This window comes from Pseudarthrobacter sp. HLT1-3, assembly GCF_059383535.1.
Map to the genome: position 1 here is coordinate 113,525 of NZ_JBWZCJ010000002.1, position 16,956 is coordinate 130,480.

The window sequence follows — 16,956 nt, forward strand, 5'->3', positions numbered from 1 at the left end:
CCGCGCTTCCGCCGGACAGGGGCTGGCGGTGGCTGGCGGGCGCGACGATTCGAGGGCGAGTTGGGAAAATGAGCATGCGGCCGGGCAGTCGCTTGATCACGCCGCTCTCGGACCTGAGGTTTTCCGCGCCGGCGGAGTACGCTCGGGCCCTCCGGAAGGCCCACGAGGCCACGGTTTCCGGTACTCCAGGTCCGCATTTGTCGGCGTCCCTCGTTAAGTCCTGGCAGCGCTCCCTCGCGTTGGGCATCAACCCCGATGGGCACCGGCCGGTCCACCGGCATGAAGTTTCCGAGGCGCGCTCGCTCAGTGCAGGCCACCGGCTGGCCGCCGTGATGCCCGCGCTGTCCCAGTTGCTGGCAGACGAAACGGCAACCGGGCGCCACCTGTTGATCGTGACCGATCATGCGGGTGAAGTGCTGTGGCGCATCGGCAGCAAACAGGCCCTTAAACTCGCGGACTCCCTGGAGTTCGTGGAGGGGGCCGACTGGTCCGAATCCGGGGTGGGCACCAACGCCATCAGCGAGGCACTCGTGACGGGCGCCCCGGCGCAACTCTTCTCGGCCGAACACCTGGTGCGGACGCATCACGACTGGGCCTGCACCGCGTCCCCGATTCGCGACCCTCTGACGGGGGAAATCGTGGGCGTTCTGGATGTTTCCGGCCCGTTTGAATCCGTTACGCCGGACAGTCTTCGCCTGGTGCGCTGCGGCGTACGGCTGGCGGAGGAGCTGTTGAAATCCGCCGCTCCTCCCCCCGGCTCCGGCGGGACGTCAGGAGGATTTGCTGCGGCGGGACACTCCGAAGCCGGGGCCAGGTCCCAGCTGACGCTGCTGCTGCTGGGGGACGCACCTTCTGCCGCGCTCGACGGCGGCACCCGTCGCCCGCTGACGTTGCGCCGTGCCGAGATTCTGGCCCTGCTGGCGTCCCGGACCCAGGGCTGGAGCGCGGACGAGCTGGCCTACGAGATCCATGGCGACGCGGGCACCGCTGCGGCAGTCCGGACCGAGATGCACCGGATCCGCAGCATCCTGGGCAACGTGGTCGAAGCGAACCCCTACCGTTTCTCGTCCAGCGTCAGGGTCGTCACTGATGCGTCAATCGTGGCTGGCCATTTGCGCGATGGCCGGGTTGCCGAGGCGTTTGCCGCGTATCTGGCCAAACTCCTCAACCGCTCGAGCAACTTCGCCGTCGGGCTCATGCGCGACGAGCTCAACGAAGCCGTCGGGGCCTCCATCCGCGCCAGCGGCGACGCGGGGCTGATGCTGAAATGGTGCACGAGCGACATGGGCTCCTTGGACACGGTCGCAGCAGCAACCGCGGCCACCCTTATGGGACCCCAGGATCCGCGTAGCCAGCTGGTGACCGCCCGGATGGAACGGGTCGACCGGGAGCTGCGCGCCTAATCGCTGTGCCTCCAGCGTGCAGACGCGCGCCGGAACCTGTTCCCAGGCTAGGGAGCTGGCGTTACGACGCCGGGGCAACCTTGACCTTGCGGGTTGCGGAGGCAGTCATCGGCGAAGTTCCGGGTGATGGAGCGCCATACGCTCACGGTCTGCGGCGGCGCACTGAACTGCCCCTGGCCCGGGATGGGCAGGGGCGGCCCGCCGTTGACGGAGTACGTCCCCTGGAAATGGGTCGTCAGCACCACTGAAAAATCGCCGGTCTCGGTGTAGACGTGGCTGGTGGCCGTCTTTTCGCCCCAGCGGTCCTGCGGGAGGGCTCCACCGGCCGCGGTCTGAGGCCCCAGCGAGGTCCCGTCGCCGTAATTCCAGGTGTACTGGACGGGCTTGGCGACGATCGACACACTCTGGCCGAGCATATCCACGGTGAATGCTTGTTCGTTGGCCTCACCGTAGAAGTTAGTCTCCGCGCCCCTGAGGGTGTGTGGACTCGGCTGCATGATCATAGTGCCGGGGCTGACAGGGAGTTGCTGGAACTTCGTCTGGATCTGAGCCGCGATCTTTCCAAGGACGTCATCAGGCTTTTCGGAGTAAACGCAGCGGTCCGGGGCAATGCGGCTCCAATCGTTTGGGCCGGCAACCACCAATTTCCACCACCATCTGACGGGGCGCCCGTTTTCACCGGCACTACACTCTGTCGCGGCCGCGAGACAGTCGACGTCGAAAGCATTGTTGTCCACCAAGCACAGGTAATCGAACCGGTACTGATACGGGCTCTCGGGAACTGCGTGCGGTGCGTCTACCCAGATTTTGAGAGCAGCGTCATATCTCCAAACTCCGACGCCCGCGGAGTTCCAGAAAACGTCCGATGTATCGGCGAAGGCCGGAGATCCCGCAGACACGGAAATCAGTAAGGAAGCGGCGAGGACCCGAAAAGAATTCACAAGCGGGACGCGAAGATTCCCGCGCCTTTTCATGACGCTAGCCGGTCAACGTCCAGTGCGTTCCAGCTACCCTCGGTGAACCTAACCGTCATGATATCGGCGAGAACCTGCGAAGCAGGGACGGATTTTTCGATACTGGAATCCGGCCGATATAAGAATCCGAGAGGTTGCTCCAGCTGTGTAGTCACCTGAAAATTGCCTTCGGCTGTCTTCACAAATTCCGTGAAGGCCCCCTTGACCGTGACAAGACCTCCGGCAATCCAACGTCCGTCCGAGTTCCATTCAACTATGCCCGGGCGAACCTTCGCGCACATGCGGCACACGGAGCTTGTAATAGCATCCATCGGGCCGAAGTCTCCGGTTTGATATGCGTAATTTAGAACCGTGTACCAGTGCTTCGCGAAAGCAATTGCACCTTCCTTCGTCTCAGCCTTCGCAGCCTCCGGCAGCACGGGAACCGGCACGTTCTGGGCCCGGCCCGTGGCGTCGGCTGGTTTGTAACTGGCTGTCGGCGTCGGGGTGGAAGTTGGTGCCGGCGACGCCGTCGCACTGGAGGATTCGGGGGCCGCCGTCGCGCCTGGGGTTGTTCCTCCGCCGGTGCAGGCGGTGAACGGCAGAACGGACAGCACGGCGAGGACGGCGCAGATGCGTCTACGCCTGACGAAAGTTGGAGTGCGAGATGTCATGGTCAGCTATTCCCCCCGATAGAAATCAAGACGCCTGAAGCCAAACACTGCCTTAAGGGTAACTGACATCACATTTTGGAGTTCAAGGTTATCCACAGGGGCCGGCCCCAGGCCCACGCTCCCCACTATCACGCCACGTCAAACCCGCTTTTGGCCGACACACGCCGACTTTCCCGTGTCAGCCACTGGCGCTTTTCTACACCGGCCAGAACAATGAAGCCATGATGTTCGAACATGCAGACGAAAACCCCATCCTCAACCTTGACGACGATCAGAGCTGGAAGCTGATCGAGGCCACCAAACACGGCAGGCTCGTTCTCATCGTGGGCGGCGAGCCCGATATCTTTCCGGTGAACTACGCCGTGAGCGGCAGGAAGCTCTACCTCCGGACCGCCCCCGGCAACAAACTCGCTGAACTGACCATCAATTCCAAGGTGCTGTTCGAAACAGACGGCATCCTCTCCGACGAGGCCTGGTCGGTTGTGCTGCGCGGCACAGCCCGGGTGCTCGACCAGTCCGCCGATATCGCGGCGGCAGAGGCGCTGGGGCTCAAGCCGTGGGTACCGACCCTGAAAGATTTTTACGTCGAGATCGAGCCCACCTCCGTCAGCGGCCGCCACTTCAAGTTCGGCGAGCACCCGGAGCGGGAAATTTAGCAGCCCTCCGACGGCGCCGGCCGCCCGTCCGCCGTCGGGCGGCCGGCGCCCCGCTCGCCCTGCCGCCTAGACTTAAACCATGGCGGACAAGCTGACCCCCGAGCGGCGCAGCTGGAACATGTCCCGGATCCGCGGGAAGAACACCAAGCCCGAACTGCTGGTGAGGAAAATGCTCCACGCCAAGGGCTACCGTTACCGGCTGCACGGCACCGCCAGCGGCGGACGGCTCCCAGGCAATCCGGATCTGGTCTTCGCCGGCCGGCACAAAGTCATCTTCGTCAACGGCTGCTTCTGGCACTTCCATGACTGCAGGGTCGGACAGCACGCCCCGAAGGCCAATGCCGAGTTCTGGGAAACCAAACGCAGCCGGACACGGAACCGCGACGCCGAACAGCGCCTGCTGCTTGAGCGATCGGGCTGGGAAGTGCTCACCGTCTGGGAGTGCGAGCTGAAGGATCTCTCCGCGCTGGAACAGCAACTGGATGCTTTCCTGCTGTCCGGCAAGCGACTCCCCGCCAGCGAACCCGTGGACTGATCTCCGAACCCCGGGTCCCCATTGAGGCAGCCGGCTTCGCGTCAGGCCGCATAGGTCGATGGTGCCGTGTTGCCGGGCCGTTGCGGGCTGGAACGATCCGTGCACGCAACTAAGGACATCCGCTGGGCCGAACTTCAGGGAAAAAAGACAGTTGGCCACGCCGGAGCGCTACTCAAATAGATAGGCCTGTCTCGGGTAATATCCGAGTCTTGGGGACAAGGACTCTGTTGGGTCCGCACTTACTCGTTACTACTCCACGGGAGAGCGCCAGATGCCGCACTTGCTGAGGTCCACCACGCCGCTGAGCACCACTACACGGCCGTCGAAGTCCTCCCACGATTTCCGCCCGCAGGATTGCACGCGGTCACTCGAGGTCGACCACGATCTCGGGCCCCTGCGCCTGCAGGTATCCCAAATCGTTGATGCGATTCTCTCCGACACCAAGCCCGAAGACGCGCCCGTGCGCGAACAGCTCCGCTGGCACGTCGCGAACAACCCCGGCCGGCCGGAAAAGGCGCTCCTGAGCCACCTGCTGGCTGTTTCCGCGGAACAGAACGCCAGCTAGCAGACTCCGGACGTCAGCGGCTGATGGTCGCTTGACGCACGACTTCGCCCCACGACTGTTGCGCGAGGTCCGCGACGGCTGCCAGGATTTCCGACGGCGGCCTCGAAAGGTCCAGCGGGAACTCCACCACGTCGATGTCAGTGTTGAGGATTCGGCGCAGCTTGAGCTCGCCCGCGCCCGGATACACCAGCCAGGCCGTCGGGACCTGGAGCGAAGTGCAGTAGGCGAGCATCCGGTAGTGGTCCGCCGAAAGTGACGCCCCGACGTCGGCCGCGGCCTGGTACTTAGCGTCGTAGACCATCACCGGCCGCCCGCCCAGCAGGTGGACGGCTCCGGGCTGCACCACGATCCGGTCCGAATCGTTGACGGCCTCGTTGAGGAGGGCGTTGTACCGCAGCCGCATCTCCCCCGGGAAGGCCGCCATGGCCTCGCGCAGCGCGGTGCCGACGAAGTCCGAGAACACAACGGACATGTCCACCACAAACGACGCCGACTGTTGCGCGCCGTCACCGGCCTCCGCCGAGGCGTGGCGCAGGATCACCTCGGCGAGCCGCAGCGCGGCCTGGTACCGGGTGTTCATCCGACTCGCCCGCCATGCCGGCAGGGGCGCGCCGGACTGCAGGCGCGTCACGGCTGCGAGCTTGCCCTTGAGCTGGCGCAGCCGGCTCAGCACTTCCGGCCGCACCCCCGGGACCTGGGACATCCGTTCCAGCGCCGCCCGCAGGATCCGGTTTTCCGCGATGTCCTCGGTGAACTCGTCGTAGGACACTTCGAGGGGAACGAGCATGCCGGGCCGTCGGGAGATCTGGTCCGAAATACGGATCCGTCCCTTGACGGTCCGCAGCGATTCGTCCACGGTCAGGTAGCCCTGCAGCACACCCCGGCTGAGCGCCCGGTCCGCAAGCTGGGCCAGCGACTCGGCCAGCGCGCTCCACAGATCCGCTTCCTCGACCGCGGCAACGGAATCCTCCCGGAAGCCCTGGTCACCGGCGTAGCCGAGCAGGAACAGCAGCCGGCCCAGGCCGAGCCGTTCCTTGGGCCGCACCTCAAGCTGCAGCGTCGGAGTGCGCACCGAACCGACCTTCCCGACGGGCTCGATCCGGTACAGACCCATGCCCATGGGCGAGGCCCTGGCCAGGCCGCTGCCGTTTACGTAGGCCGCGCTGGCCGCGTCGAGCCGGTCAACGACGCCGCCGGAGAGCTCGTCCAGGACGATCCGGCGGACCGGCGGGGTGGCGCGGGCCCCGCGGCCGGCCGTACCCTGGCCGGGCGCACCGCGGCTTGCGGTCCCGGGCTGGCTAGACGCGCGCAAGGCGGTCAAGCAGTTGGTCCAGCCCGAACCGCTCCTCCAACTGCGCCCGGTTCAGCTGGCCGTGGTAGTGCTCCTCCAGCAGCGGCATCAGCTCGTACTTCCAGATCCGGCGCAGGCCCTTGGGTGTCTGCGCCGACGGCTTCATGAAGTACGACGGGCCGATCATCAAATCCCGGTCCCATTCATCGATGGCATCGTTGAGCGCGTCCATCAGCGCAGCCGGCGTCGTGTCCAGGTCCCGGGCCTGCAGGAACCGCAGCAGTGATCCCTTCACCGGCTCCGTCTTCGGGTGCAGCTCGATGAAAGAGAAGCGCCGGCGGATCGCGGCATCCATCATCGCAATGGACCGGTCGGCGGTGTTCATGGTGCCGATGATGTAGAGGTTGTCCGGCAGCGTGAACGGCTCATTGGGGCTGTACTGCAGGTAGATCCGGTCATCGCGGTATTCGAGCAGGAAGTACAGCTCGCCGAAAACCTTCGCGAGGTTCGCGCGGTTCATCTCATCGATGATCAGGAAGTAGGGCTTGCTCTCGTTCCCGGGTTTGGCGGCCTCCTCGGCGATCCGGCGCAGCGGCCCCGCCACGAGCTTGAAGGACACCTGGCCTTCATCCGTCTTGTCCGGGCGGAAGCCCTCGAAAAAGTCCTCGTAGGCGTAGGACGGGTGGAACTGCACCAGCTTGACCCGCTCGCCGGTGGTGTCCCCGGCGAGCTGGGCAGCCAGGTGCTTGGCCAGATACGTTTTGCCGGTCCCGGGCGGACCGTACAGCACCAGCTGCCGGTTCTCCTCCAGCAGTTCGGCGATCTCCTGCAGCGGCTCGAGGTCCATGTGCAGCGACGCGGCGAACTCCGGCGTCAACGGGCGGAACCCTTCACAGGGAGGTTCGACGACGGCGGCCGGCTCGGCGCCGTCGCCCTCCTCGGCCTCCGCCTCGGCGGGAAGGAGCGCCTCCAGGGCCTGGATGACGCGGGTGATGTCCACGACGATGCCCGAGGTGGCCAGCTGCCGCTGCACATGGCGGGGCAGCTCGGTGATGTTGTGGGACTCGTCGAACCAGCGGACCTTCCGGCGCAGCTGGCGGTTGTCCTCCCGGTGGCCGGGCTCACCCAGGACCACACCCACCCGGACGGTGCCGGAGGTTTGGTACAGCGCCAGGTCGCCGGGCTTCATCACGGTCAGGAAGGCGAAGACGGCGGTTTTGGTGTCCTCGCGTTCGACGTAGCCGAGGTGCTTGTAGTCCTCATCCACGGCATGCTGGACCAGCCCGGCGGTGACGCCGGGGTCCAGCAGCCGGAGGTGCTCGACGTCGAGCGTCACCGTCTCCTCGGACTGCCAGGTGCCGAGCAGTTCGGGATTATCGTGGTGGGTGCGGAGCAGCCAGGCCCGCTGCCCGGGGTCGCCGACTTTGCGCCACTGGCTGACCAGCTGCCGGGAGTACCAGTCGATCCGCTGCCCGGCCTGTTCGTCCAGGTGCAGCCGGATGCGGTGGATGTCGGCAGAAATATCCTCGTCGCTGTCGCCCTTCGCGCCGCCCACGAGGGAGGCAAAGGCGTCACGGATCTCCTGGCGCTCGACGTCGGCCACCACGGGCTCGAAGTAGCTGGGCCAGACGAGGAATTCGATGCTGCGGCGGATGGCCGGCTGGTCATCGGGGGTGCCGGCAACCAGCCGGTGGAACGCCAGCGGATCCTTGACCGCTGCGGCGACCGCGCCGGCCGGATGCTGGGCGACGTGCTGCACGAACCGGCAGAGCCATTTCAGGTGGTCCCAGATGGTCCAGTTGAACTCCGCGGTGCGGTCCCGGATGACGCCGTGGTCCGTCATGCCCGCGAACAGCTCATCCGGCAGTTCCAGCGGCGGCTCCAGCCAGGACGCGGCTTCAGCCACCCGCGCCCGCTTCACCTTGAGGGACTTCACCTCGTGTGCCAGCGGCAGGGACTGCAGGAAAAGCAGCTCGACGGCCAGCTGCTTGGCGCCCCGGGAGGCGTCCTGCAGGTTCTGCCGCAGGTTGGTCATCATGGGCGCCTTGGCGTCCGGGACCCCGCGTTCGAGGCGATCGAGCAACTCCGCGGCCGCCTGCACCGACCACGTTTTGGTGCGTCCGTCCAGGGCCGAGGGTTTTCCGGTCAGCCCCGGGCCCAACACAAACCAGGCCGCATCTTCGATCTCCTTGGAGATGCCGAGGGCACGGTGCATGGCAGGCTTTTTGGCTGGGGTCATGCCTTCAATTTACAGGCTTAAGCTGAACGCCCGCATCACGGCACCGCCCGAAGTTACTGAACAGTAACTTCAGGACAGGAAATCCACCCCCGCGGTGCCGCCGCTACTTGGCCGCCGGGCTCCGCTTGACCCCGAAGGTGAAGTAGCTACCCGGGCCGACGAAGTTGATCAGGGTCGCCAGCCGCCACATTGTCTTGCTGCCGCGGATCTGTTCGGCCGGGCGGTGTGAGATGTCGCGCTGGGCCGCCACCAGAAGCGAGAGCTGGACGACGGCGGCCGTAATGGTCCCGAACTTCGCCATCGGCGAGAGTTCCTTCCAGGTCTTCTTCCGGGCTTTCCGCTTGCGTTTGTCTGCCATGACCTGTGCTCGTTTTTTCACCATAATGAGTGCTCCTTGGCTTCCGGGCTGGGGCGTCCGGGGCTGACTGCCCGCGGGTTGTTCATTCTAGGGTCGATCGGTGGACCGAGGTAGAGGCTACCGGACCGCCTCGGCGGAGTCCGCGGCCGGGACGGCTGGGTCCGGAGCCTGGTGGGCTGCTGCGATGAACGGCGCCAGGTTGTCCTTTTGCTCCGGCGTGAGCCTGAGCACCCGTCCCGTGGCCTCGTCCACGAACGCCAGGTGGCTGGTGGCCCGGACGCAGTCCTCGCGCGTGACGGGGTCCTGGACCAGATAGTGGATGTCGAAGCTGGCACCCTTCACCGCGCCGATCCACAGCTGGACCACCGCCGGTACGTTGCGGTACTCGAGGGTCCGGACGTAGCGGATCCTGTGCTCCACGATCAGCGCCAGGGTCCCCTCCGGGACCGCGTTGAACAGCGCCACGGGAGGCTCCACCCCTGGCATCCCAGTACCGCGCGGCGGTCCAAAGGCCGCGATGCGGGCCTCCTCGAGGATCCTGACCACCTGGACGTTGTTGATGTGGCCATAGGCATCCATGTCGCCCCAGCGCATCGGGATCTGCACCTCGATGCGCCGGGGGCCGGCGGCAGGGAGTGCGCCGGGGACGGCGGCGGGGCGGCCGGCGGCGCTCAGCTGTGCACCGCCGTCGGGTCGTCGGCCGTGTTTTCCGAAAAGGCCGTCTCCGCGTCTTCGCCGGCGAACTGGGACATGTACAGGCGGTAGTAGGCGCCCTGGAGGTCCAGCAGCCTGGCGTGGTTGCCCTGCTCCACAATCCGGCCGGCCTCCATCACCAGGATCGTGTCGGCGTCGCGGATGGTGGACAGGCGGTGGGCGATCACGAAGCTCGTGCGGTCGGTCCGCAGCGCGGCCATGGCCTTCTGCACGAGCACTTCGGTGCGGGTGTCCACCGAACTGGTGGCCTCGTCCAGGATCAGCAGCGAGGGATTGGCGACGAAGGCCCGGGCGATGGTGATCAGCTGCTTCTCGCCGGCGCTGACGTTGTTGCCTTCCTCGTCGATGATGGTGTTGTAGCCGTCCGGGAGGGCGCGGACAAAGCGGTCCACGAAGGTGGCCTTGGCCGCCTCCATCACCTGTTCCTCGGTGGCGTCCAGCTTTCCGTAGCGGATGTTGTCGTAGATGGTGCCGCCGAAGAGCCAGGCGTCCTGCAGCACCATGCCTACCTTGGAGCGCAGTTCCGCCCGGCTCAGGTGGGTGATGTCGACGCCGTCCAGGGTGATGCTGCCGCCCTGGAGCTCATAGAAGCGCATCACCAGGTTCACCAGGGTGGTCTTGCCGGCTCCGGTGGGCCCGACGATTGCCACGGTGTGCCCGGGCTCCGCGGTGAAGGACAGGTCCTCGATCAGCGGTTTGTCCGGGGTGTAGCTGAAGGTGACGTGCCGGAATTCGACGTGGCCGTCGGTCTTGGCCGGCAACTGTTCCGTGGCGGTCTCGGCGTCCTGTTCGTCGGCGTCGAGGAATTCAAAGACCCGTTCCGCGGAGGCGACGCCGGACTGCAGCATGTTCGCCATGCCCGCCATCTGGCCCAGCGGCTGGGTGAACTCGCGCGAGTACTGGATGAACGCGGTGGCGTCGCCCAGGCTCATCCCGCCGGAGGCCACGCGCAGCCCGCCGACGACGGCGATGCCGACGTAGCTGAGGTAGGACACGAACTGCATGACCGGCATGATCATGCCGGAGACGAACTGTGCCCCGAAGCTGGCCTTATACAGCGCCTCGTTCCGCTCGTCGAAGCGCTCCAGCATGTCGGCGTCGCGGCCGAAGACGCGGACGAGGTCGTGTCCGGAGAAGGATTCCTCGATCTGGCCGTTGAGCTCGCCGGTGTTTTTCCACTGGGAGGCGAAGAGTTTCTGGCTGCGGGAGCCGATGATCCCGGCCGCGACGGCCGAGAGCGGCAGTGCGACCAGGGCAATCAGGGCCAGTTGCCAGGACACGATGAACATCATGATGACGATGCCGATCACCGTCAGCGCCGAGTTCAGCAACTGCGCGAACGCCTGCTGCAGCGCCTGCTGGATGTTGTCCACGTCGTTGGTGACCCGGGAGAGGATGTCGCCGCGCTGGCGGGTGTCGAAGTAGTTCAGCGGGAGCTTGTTGAGCTTCTTCTCGGTGTCGTCGCGCAGCTGGCGGACCACCCGCATGACCAGGATGTTCAGGACGTAGCCCTGCAGCCAGAGGAAGATGTTGGCGGCGAAGTACATCACCAGCACTACGCTGATCAGGAACGCGAGCTTCTGGAAATCGATGCCGACGCCGGGGATGAGGTCCATTTTCGCGAGCATGTCTGCCATGTTGTCCTGGCCCTGGGCGCGCAGGCCTTCGACGAACTGGTCCTTGGTGCCGCCGGCGGGCAGTTGTTTGCCGATGACGCCGCCGAAGATCACGTCCATTGCCTGGCCGAGGATCCGGGGCGCGACAACGTTCAGCACAACGGCGACCGTCACCATCGCAAGGACGACGATGATGCCGGTCCGCTCTGGCTTCAGCAGCCCCATCAGCCGCTTCGCGGAGGGCCAGAAGTGCTGGGCTTTCTTCGCGGGCACGCCGCCGAACATCCCGCCGTCGGCTTCGCCGGGCTTGTATTCCTCCTCGACGAAGTCGTCGTCGGGGTCGGCCGCGAGCTGGGAGTCCGGGTTCTGCGGGCCGGGGGCCGTGCGGTCCTGTTTTCGATCGTTCGGGGAGACGTTCTCTTTGGTGCTCATGCCACGGCCTCTGCAGTCAGCTGGGATTCAACGATTTCCTGGTAGGTACTGGAGCTCAGCAGCAGTTGCTCATGCGTGCCGCGGTCCACGATCCGCCCGTTGTCGAGCACCAGGATCTGGTCGGCGTCGGCGATGGTGGAGACGCGCTGGCCGACAATGATCACGGTGGCGTCGGCGGTCCTCGCCTTGAGGGCCCGGCGGAGCCGCGCGTCGGTGGCGACGTCGAGGGCGGAGAAGGAGTCGTCGAACAGGAAGACCTTGGGCTCGGTGACGAGGGCGCGGGCGATGCAGAGGCGCTGGCGCTGGCCACCCGAGACGTTGGTGCCGCCCTGGGCGATCCGGGAACCGAGTCCGTTTTTCTTCTCGCGCACAAAGTCGTCGGCCTGGGCCACGGTCAGGGCGTCCCAGAGCTGCTCGTCGGTGGCCTCGGGCCGGCCGAAGCGCAGGTTGTGCTCGATGCTCCCGGAGAACAGGTACGGCCGCTGCGGCACCATGGCCACGCGCTGCGTGATCTCGGCACGGTCCAGGTTGGTGACCGGGACGCCGTCGAGCAGCACTTCCCCCGAGTCCGCATCGTAAAGGCGGGGCAGCAGGGCCAGGAGGCTGGTTTTGCCGGCGCCGGTGGAGCCGATGATCGCCACGGTCTGGCCGGGCTCGGCGGTGAAGCTGATGTCGCTCAGGACCGGAGCCTCGGCGCCGGGGTAGGCGAAGGACACGTTCCGGAACTCCACGCGGCCGGCCTTTTCAGCCGGTGCCACCGGGGTGAGGGTCTGGTGGATGGAGGGTTCGACGTCGAGCACCTCGCCAATGCGGTCCGCGCAGACCGAGGCGCGCGGAATCATCATGGCCATAAAGGTGCCCATCATTACCGCCATCAGGATCTGCAGCAGGTACTGCAGGAACGCCGTCAGGGCGCCGACCTGCATCTCGCCCGCTTCCACCCGCTGGCCGCCGAACCACAGCACGGCCGCGGTGGAGACGTGCAGGATCATGCCGATCGCGGGGAACATCAGCACGAACAGGGCGCCGATCTTCAGTGAAACGTCGGTGAGCTCCTTGTTCGCGGCACCGAAGCGCTTCGCCTCGTGCGGCTCGCGGACAAAGGCGCGGACCACGCGGATGCCGATGATCTGCTCGCGGAGGATGCCGTTGAGCCGGTCGATCTTCACCTGCATGGAACGGAAGAGCGGCATCAGGCGGACCACGAGGTAGCCGACCACCACCACGAGCACCGGAACGGAAACCCAGACCAGCCAGGACAGGTTGAGGTCCTCGCGGAGGGCCATGAAAATGCCGCCGATGCACATGATGGGCGTGGCCACCATGAAGTTCAGCCCCATCAGCATCAGCATCTGCACCTGCTGGACATCGTTGGTGCCGCGGGTGATCAGGGTGGGGGCGCCGAATACGTTGACGTCCTTCGCGGAGAAGCTCGTGACCTTGCGGAAAACGCCGCGGCGCAGGTCGCGGCCGAACGCCATGGCGGCCTTGGACCCGAAGTAAACCCCGGCAATTGCGGTGGCGACCTGGACCAGGGCGACGCCGAGCATCACCCCGCCGGTGCGCCAGATGTAGTCCGTGTCGCCGCGGGAGACGCCCTCGTCGATGATCTGGGCGTTCAGGCTGGGAAGATACAGCGCCGCAATGGTGGAGGCGAGCTGGAAGAAAATGACTGCCCAGATGTACGGCAGATACGGCTTCGAATAGCGCCGTATAAGAGTGACAAGCATGCCCACGGGTCCTTAGAAATAGCGAATAGATGAGGCTGGAGAAGCAAGAGGTGAGCCATCACGGGGTGCACCCAGTTGTACCAACGGGGGCCGACAGCCATAGGCAACTCTACGAAACGACCGGCCCGGGCGGAACATCGGACACAGAAAATCAAATAGCCACCGGCGGCGATGAGATCCATTTCGAAGAGTGGCAACAACGTTAGTCACCTCCGGCCACAGTAGTCACTTTCGACCACAGTAGTTTCGGCAAAAGAACCGGTAGTCCACCGGGTAGCGATTACTCGTGTCCGCCAGGGTCCTACGTCCTAGCGTGAAGTTGTCAGTAACTGGACAACGCTGCTGGGACAACGAAGGTTATCTGGGAACCGCTGTTGAGCCGTCGGCTCCGCTTTTGAGCAGGCATCCCGCAGGCTGGTCAGTTAGAAATGATCCAGATGGAGCACTGCCATGAAGAAAGCCCTTGCAGCGGCCGGCATTGCCGGTCTTGCCCTACTAACAATTAGCGCCCCCGCAACTGCCGGCCCAGACGACAAAATCAGCATCTGCCATGCGACCGGCTCGGACTCGAACCCGTACGAGGAAATTACCATCAGCGAGAACGGACTCAACGGACACAACGCCCAGGGCGTGCACGACGGCGACATCGTTCCCGCCCCGGCCAAGGGCTGCCCGGGTGGCGGCGACGGAGACCACGACGGAGACCACGGGTCAGAATCCAAGAAGGTCACCATTTGTCACGCGACCGGATCTGAGAAGAACCCGTACGAGGTCATCACCATCGCCGAAGAGGCCTGGCACCACGGGCACAAGGACGGGCACAACGGCCACGCCGACATCTACCCCGTCCCGGCGAAAGGCTGCGTAAAGGCCCACGATGACCACGAGGAAGAGGAAGAGAATCCGGGCGGTGGCGGAGACACGACGGTGCCGCCTGCTGTCGTTCCGCCGGGCGAAGCACCCGGCGAAGCACCCGGCGAAGACGAGGTTGAGCCCGGAGCCGGCGTTACGGCGGTAGTACCGGCCGGTGCCGGTGTTGGCGGCGCCGCTGCCGCAGTTGCCGTCAACCGGGGATTCAACGCTCAAACTGCCGTTTCCAGCCACACCGATGCCGGACTTCCGGGATGGGTGGGAGGCCTGGCGGTACTCCTGACGGCCGCTTCGATGGTCGCACTGAGGCGCAGAGAACGCGCTCAGGGCGCGGACGCAACCCTGTAGGAGTTGCTGTTGGGAAGGGGCACCGGACCCGCCTGGGCCGGTGCCCCGACCTTTTCGATCTCACGAAGGAGCCCCGATGCCCTTCCCCTACTTCCCGTCCCGCGGTTCTACGCCCACGAAGCGGCGGACCTGGAACCGCGGCGATCTGCTGCTTCTGGCTAGCGGCGTGGTCGCTTTCCTCGTCATGGCATTCCTGTCCGGCCTCGGAACCCCCGCCAGGTCCGACCTGGCCGGCGCCCCACCGGCAGCCCCGGCGCTTGTGGTTCCGGCAGGCGCCAGCCCCGTCGCGCTTGAGAACAGTGCCGCGGCTGCTGGCACCGATGCCACCGCGGCCGCACCGACAGAAGCCGCACAGCTTCCCGCGCTTCCCCCCGCGGCGGCGCCACTTCGCGTTGTATATCCGGCGGCCGGTTTTGACGTCGTGGTCCACCCGTTGGATCCCAGCCCGGCCGACATCGAATCGCAGACCATCGTGCCGCCCGTGTCCCTGGACGGGTTCTGGGTGACCACCTTCGGCACACCGGGAACGGGATCGGTCAACACGACCTACATCATGGGCCACAGCTGGGACGGCCGGGATGCACCCTTCAACCGGCTCAGCTCAGGCACCGCACCCGGGGACATCTTCGAAGTGACGACCGCCGCCGGCACAATCAGATACCGGGTGGATTCCATTTCCACCGAAGCGAAGGCCTCGCTCAAGGACCATCAGATCTGGCAGGTCGTTCCCAATCGACTCGTCCTGATCAGCTGCTACACGGAAGATCTCTACGGCAAGAACGTCATACTGGTGGCTTCTCCCGCCGCCTAGTCCCCCCGGCGCTGGCTTGCGCGTTCCCGACCGAGGACGTCGACAAATTCCCGGTCGAGGTCGACGATTCCGGTCCGGGTTACGGGGACCGTGGGTGCCGCCGAAGCCGACGCCGCAGAAGCGGACGTGACCGGGGCGGAGGCCGGCGCAACGGAGGCGGCCGCAGAACCGGCGGCCGGGCCGCCGTCGTCGTCGCCGCCGTCGTTCTTGACGGGCCCGGCGATGTCCACCGTGCGCCGCAGCGGTTCTTCCTTGATGAGCAGGACCGCAACCAGGGCAACTAGGGCAACGATCGCGGAGACCATAAAGATCTGGGCCGTTGCGTCACCGTAGGCGGCGCGCATGATCTCGCGGACGGGCTCCGGCAGGTCCTTGAGGTCCATGCTGGCGCCCACTCCCCCGCTGCTGAAAATCCCGGCGGCGGCGAGGCCTTCGGTGGCGAGTTCCTTGACCCGGTTGCCCATCACGGCGCCCAGGACGGAGACGCCGATGGCACCGCCGACCGAGCGGAAGAACGCCACCGAGGCGCTGGCGGTCCCAATGTCGCGGGCCCGCACGGTGTTCTGCACTGCCAGTACAAGGTTCTGCAGCAGCAGGCCCAGGCCGAGGCCGAGGACCGCAGTGTAGATGCCGGCCAGCCAGAGTTCGGTGGTGTGATCGATGGTTCCGGTCAGTCCGAGGCCGCTAATCAGCAGGACCGAGCCGGCGACCAGGTACCGCTTCCATTTTCCGGTCCGGCTGATCAGCTGGCCGGAGACCACGGAGCCGATCAGGTTGCCGGCGATCATCGGCAGGGTCAGGAGCCCGGCTTCGGTGGGTGATGCGTCGCGGGCGACCTGGAAGTACTGGCCCAGGAACGTGGAGGAACCGAACATCGCGACGCCGACTGCCATCGAGGCAAGAATGGCCAGGGCGGTGGTGCGCTGCGAAATGATCTTCAGCGGAATGATCGGCTGCGAGACCTTGGATTCGACCAGGACCAGCAGGGCCAGCAGGGCAATGCCGCCGCCCACCATGGCCACGGTCTGCCAGGACCACCAGTCGTAATAGTCCGGGTTACCGGCGAAGGATACCCAGATCAGCAGCAGGCTGACACCGGAGGTCAGGAGAATCGAACCGAGCCAGTCGATTTTGGCAGGGCGCCTGACGTGCGGCAGTTTCAGCGTGACCTGCAGCAGGATCAGGGCAATAACCGCCAGCGGAACACAGACGAAGAAGGTCCAGCGCCAGCCCAGCGGGCTGTCCACGATGAAGCCGCCAAGCAGCGGGCCGCCGGCGGTGCCGACGGCCATGACGGCGCCCATGTAGCCGGAGTATTTGCCGCGGTCACGGGGCGGAATGATGGAACCGATGATGGCCATCGACAGGGCGGTGAGCCCGCCCATGGCGACACCCTGGATCACGCGGGCGGTCAACAGCAGCGGGATGGTCTCGGACAGGCCCGCCATGACGGAGCCGGACACGAAGATCACGATGCTGAGCTGGACCAGCATCTTCTTGTTGAACAGATCGGCGAGCTTGCCCCAGATCGGGGTGGTTGCCGCGTTGGCCAGCAGGGCCGCCGTGATCACCCAGGCGAAGTCCGTCTGGGTTCCGTTGAGCTCGGACATGATCGTGGGCAGGGCGTTTGCAACGATTGTGCTGCTGATGATCGCGGTGAAGAAGGCGGCCAGCAGGCCGGTCAACGCTTCCATGATCTGGCGGTGGGTCATCACCACCGTTGCTGCCACGGGCATTTCTGTGGTCGCTGCCATTGGGGTT

The 16,956-nt window shown here is 65.7% G+C and carries 15 protein-coding genes; 6 read left to right on the top strand and 9 right to left on the bottom strand.

The window, feature by feature from the left end:
• Window positions 1–74: 74 nt before the first annotated feature.
• Window positions 75–1,403 (top strand): GAF domain-containing protein, encoded by a 1,329-nt coding sequence (locus tag AC50X9_RS02245; RefSeq protein ID WP_494889728.1) that lies wholly within the window; start codon window positions 75–77, stop codon window positions 1,401–1,403.
• A 47-nt stretch (window positions 1,404–1,450) separates the two neighbouring features.
• On the opposite strand, the gene AC50X9_RS02250 is transcribed toward AC50X9_RS02245, so the two are convergent.
• Together AC50X9_RS02250 and AC50X9_RS02255 are read right to left on the bottom strand one after the other, a co-directional pair.
• A complete protein-coding gene (locus AC50X9_RS02250) occupies window positions 1,451–2,140 on the bottom strand; it encodes a PKD domain-containing protein (protein ID WP_494889730.1) in 690 nt (229 codons plus the stop codon).
• A 233-nt stretch (window positions 2,141–2,373) separates the two neighbouring features.
• Window positions 2,374–3,030 carry a DUF6318 family protein gene (locus AC50X9_RS02255; protein WP_494889732.1) on the bottom strand — a complete coding sequence of 219 codons (657 nt, stop codon included), beginning with the start codon at window positions 3,028–3,030 and terminating at the stop codon, window positions 2,374–2,376.
• Window positions 3,031–3,251: 221 nt separating this feature from the next.
• Between AC50X9_RS02255 and AC50X9_RS02260 the strand changes: the two genes are divergently transcribed.
• From AC50X9_RS02260 to AC50X9_RS02270, 3 genes are all read left to right on the top strand, one after another.
• Complete coding sequence (locus tag AC50X9_RS02260) at window positions 3,252–3,686, top strand: pyridoxamine 5'-phosphate oxidase family protein (protein WP_494889734.1); 435 nt, start codon at window positions 3,252–3,254, stop codon at window positions 3,684–3,686.
• A gap of 79 nt (window positions 3,687–3,765) precedes the next feature.
• Entirely contained in the window at window positions 3,766–4,221 is a 456-nt protein-coding gene (locus tag AC50X9_RS02265) for a very short patch repair endonuclease (protein WP_494889736.1), read from the top strand.
• 271 nt (window positions 4,222–4,492) lie between these two features.
• A complete protein-coding gene (locus AC50X9_RS02270; RefSeq protein WP_494889738.1) occupies window positions 4,493–4,786 on the top strand; it encodes a hypothetical protein in 294 nt (97 codons plus the stop codon).
• 13 nt (window positions 4,787–4,799) lie between these two features.
• On the opposite strand, the gene AC50X9_RS02275 is transcribed toward AC50X9_RS02270, so the two are convergent.
• From AC50X9_RS02275 to AC50X9_RS02300, 6 genes are all read right to left on the bottom strand, one after another.
• Complete coding sequence (locus AC50X9_RS02275; protein ID WP_494890170.1) at window positions 4,800–6,002, bottom strand: 5-methylcytosine restriction system specificity protein McrC; 1,203 nt, start codon at window positions 6,000–6,002, stop codon at window positions 4,800–4,802.
• A gap of 82 nt (window positions 6,003–6,084) precedes the next feature.
• Entirely contained in the window at window positions 6,085–8,316 is a 2,232-nt protein-coding gene (locus AC50X9_RS02280) for an McrB family protein (protein ID WP_494889740.1), read from the bottom strand.
• A gap of 103 nt (window positions 8,317–8,419) precedes the next feature.
• Window positions 8,420–8,698: a hypothetical protein gene (locus AC50X9_RS02285; RefSeq protein ID WP_494889742.1), complete on the bottom strand. Its 279-nt coding sequence runs from the start codon at window positions 8,696–8,698 to the stop codon at window positions 8,420–8,422.
• A 93-nt stretch (window positions 8,699–8,791) separates the two neighbouring features.
• A complete protein-coding gene (locus AC50X9_RS02290) occupies window positions 8,792–9,268 on the bottom strand; it encodes an acyl-CoA thioesterase (protein ID WP_494889744.1) in 477 nt (158 codons plus the stop codon).
• Window positions 9,269–9,345: 77 nt separating this feature from the next.
• A complete protein-coding gene (locus AC50X9_RS02295) occupies window positions 9,346–11,289 on the bottom strand; it encodes an ABC transporter ATP-binding protein (RefSeq protein ID WP_494890172.1) in 1,944 nt (647 codons plus the stop codon).
• Between the two features lie 143 nt (window positions 11,290–11,432).
• A complete protein-coding gene (locus AC50X9_RS02300; RefSeq protein WP_494889746.1) occupies window positions 11,433–13,166 on the bottom strand; it encodes an ABC transporter ATP-binding protein in 1,734 nt (577 codons plus the stop codon).
• A gap of 450 nt (window positions 13,167–13,616) precedes the next feature.
• Between AC50X9_RS02300 and AC50X9_RS02305 the strand changes: the two genes are divergently transcribed.
• Together AC50X9_RS02305 and AC50X9_RS02310 are read left to right on the top strand one after the other, a co-directional pair.
• Window positions 13,617–14,384 (top strand): hypothetical protein, encoded by a 768-nt coding sequence (locus AC50X9_RS02305; RefSeq protein ID WP_494889748.1) that lies wholly within the window; start codon window positions 13,617–13,619, stop codon window positions 14,382–14,384.
• A gap of 76 nt (window positions 14,385–14,460) precedes the next feature.
• Complete coding sequence (locus AC50X9_RS02310) at window positions 14,461–15,195, top strand: class F sortase (RefSeq protein WP_494889750.1); 735 nt, start codon at window positions 14,461–14,463, stop codon at window positions 15,193–15,195.
• On the opposite strand, the gene AC50X9_RS02315 is transcribed toward AC50X9_RS02310, so the two are convergent.
• Entirely contained in the window at window positions 15,192–16,949 is a 1,758-nt protein-coding gene (locus AC50X9_RS02315; protein ID WP_494889754.1) for an MFS transporter, read from the bottom strand. The genes AC50X9_RS02310 and AC50X9_RS02315 overlap by 4 nt on opposite strands.
• Window positions 16,950–16,956: the final 7 nt, after the last annotated feature.

Excerpts from the sequence above, each read along its gene's own strand:
- AC50X9_RS02245 (WP_494889728.1), top strand. The coding sequence starts at position 75 with ATGCGGCCGGGCAGTCGCTTGATCACGCCGCTCTCGGACCTGAGGTTT.
- AC50X9_RS02255 (WP_494889732.1), bottom strand. The coding sequence starts at position 3,030 with ATGACATCTCGCACTCCAACTTTCGTCAGGCGTAGACGCATCTGCGCC.
- AC50X9_RS02260 (WP_494889734.1), top strand. The coding sequence starts at position 3,252 with ATGATGTTCGAACATGCAGACGAAAACCCCATCCTCAACCTTGACGAC.
- AC50X9_RS02265 (WP_494889736.1), top strand. The coding sequence starts at position 3,766 with ATGGCGGACAAGCTGACCCCCGAGCGGCGCAGCTGGAACATGTCCCGG.
- AC50X9_RS02270 (WP_494889738.1), top strand. The coding sequence starts at position 4,493 with ATGCCGCACTTGCTGAGGTCCACCACGCCGCTGAGCACCACTACACGG.
- AC50X9_RS02280 (WP_494889740.1), bottom strand. The coding sequence starts at position 8,316 with ATGACCCCAGCCAAAAAGCCTGCCATGCACCGTGCCCTCGGCATCTCC.
- AC50X9_RS02285 (WP_494889742.1), bottom strand. The coding sequence starts at position 8,698 with ATGGTGAAAAAACGAGCACAGGTCATGGCAGACAAACGCAAGCGGAAA.
- AC50X9_RS02290 (WP_494889744.1), bottom strand. The coding sequence starts at position 9,268 with ATGCGCTGGGGCGACATGGATGCCTATGGCCACATCAACAACGTCCAG.
- AC50X9_RS02295 (WP_494890172.1), bottom strand. The coding sequence starts at position 11,289 with ATGTTCGGCGGCGTGCCCGCGAAGAAAGCCCAGCACTTCTGGCCCTCC.
- AC50X9_RS02300 (WP_494889746.1), bottom strand. The coding sequence starts at position 13,166 with ATGCTTGTCACTCTTATACGGCGCTATTCGAAGCCGTATCTGCCGTAC.
- AC50X9_RS02305 (WP_494889748.1), top strand. The coding sequence starts at position 13,617 with ATGAAGAAAGCCCTTGCAGCGGCCGGCATTGCCGGTCTTGCCCTACTA.
- AC50X9_RS02310 (WP_494889750.1), top strand. The coding sequence starts at position 14,461 with ATGCCCTTCCCCTACTTCCCGTCCCGCGGTTCTACGCCCACGAAGCGG.
- AC50X9_RS02315 (WP_494889754.1), bottom strand. The coding sequence starts at position 16,949 with ATGGCAGCGACCACAGAAATGCCCGTGGCAGCAACGGTGGTGATGACC.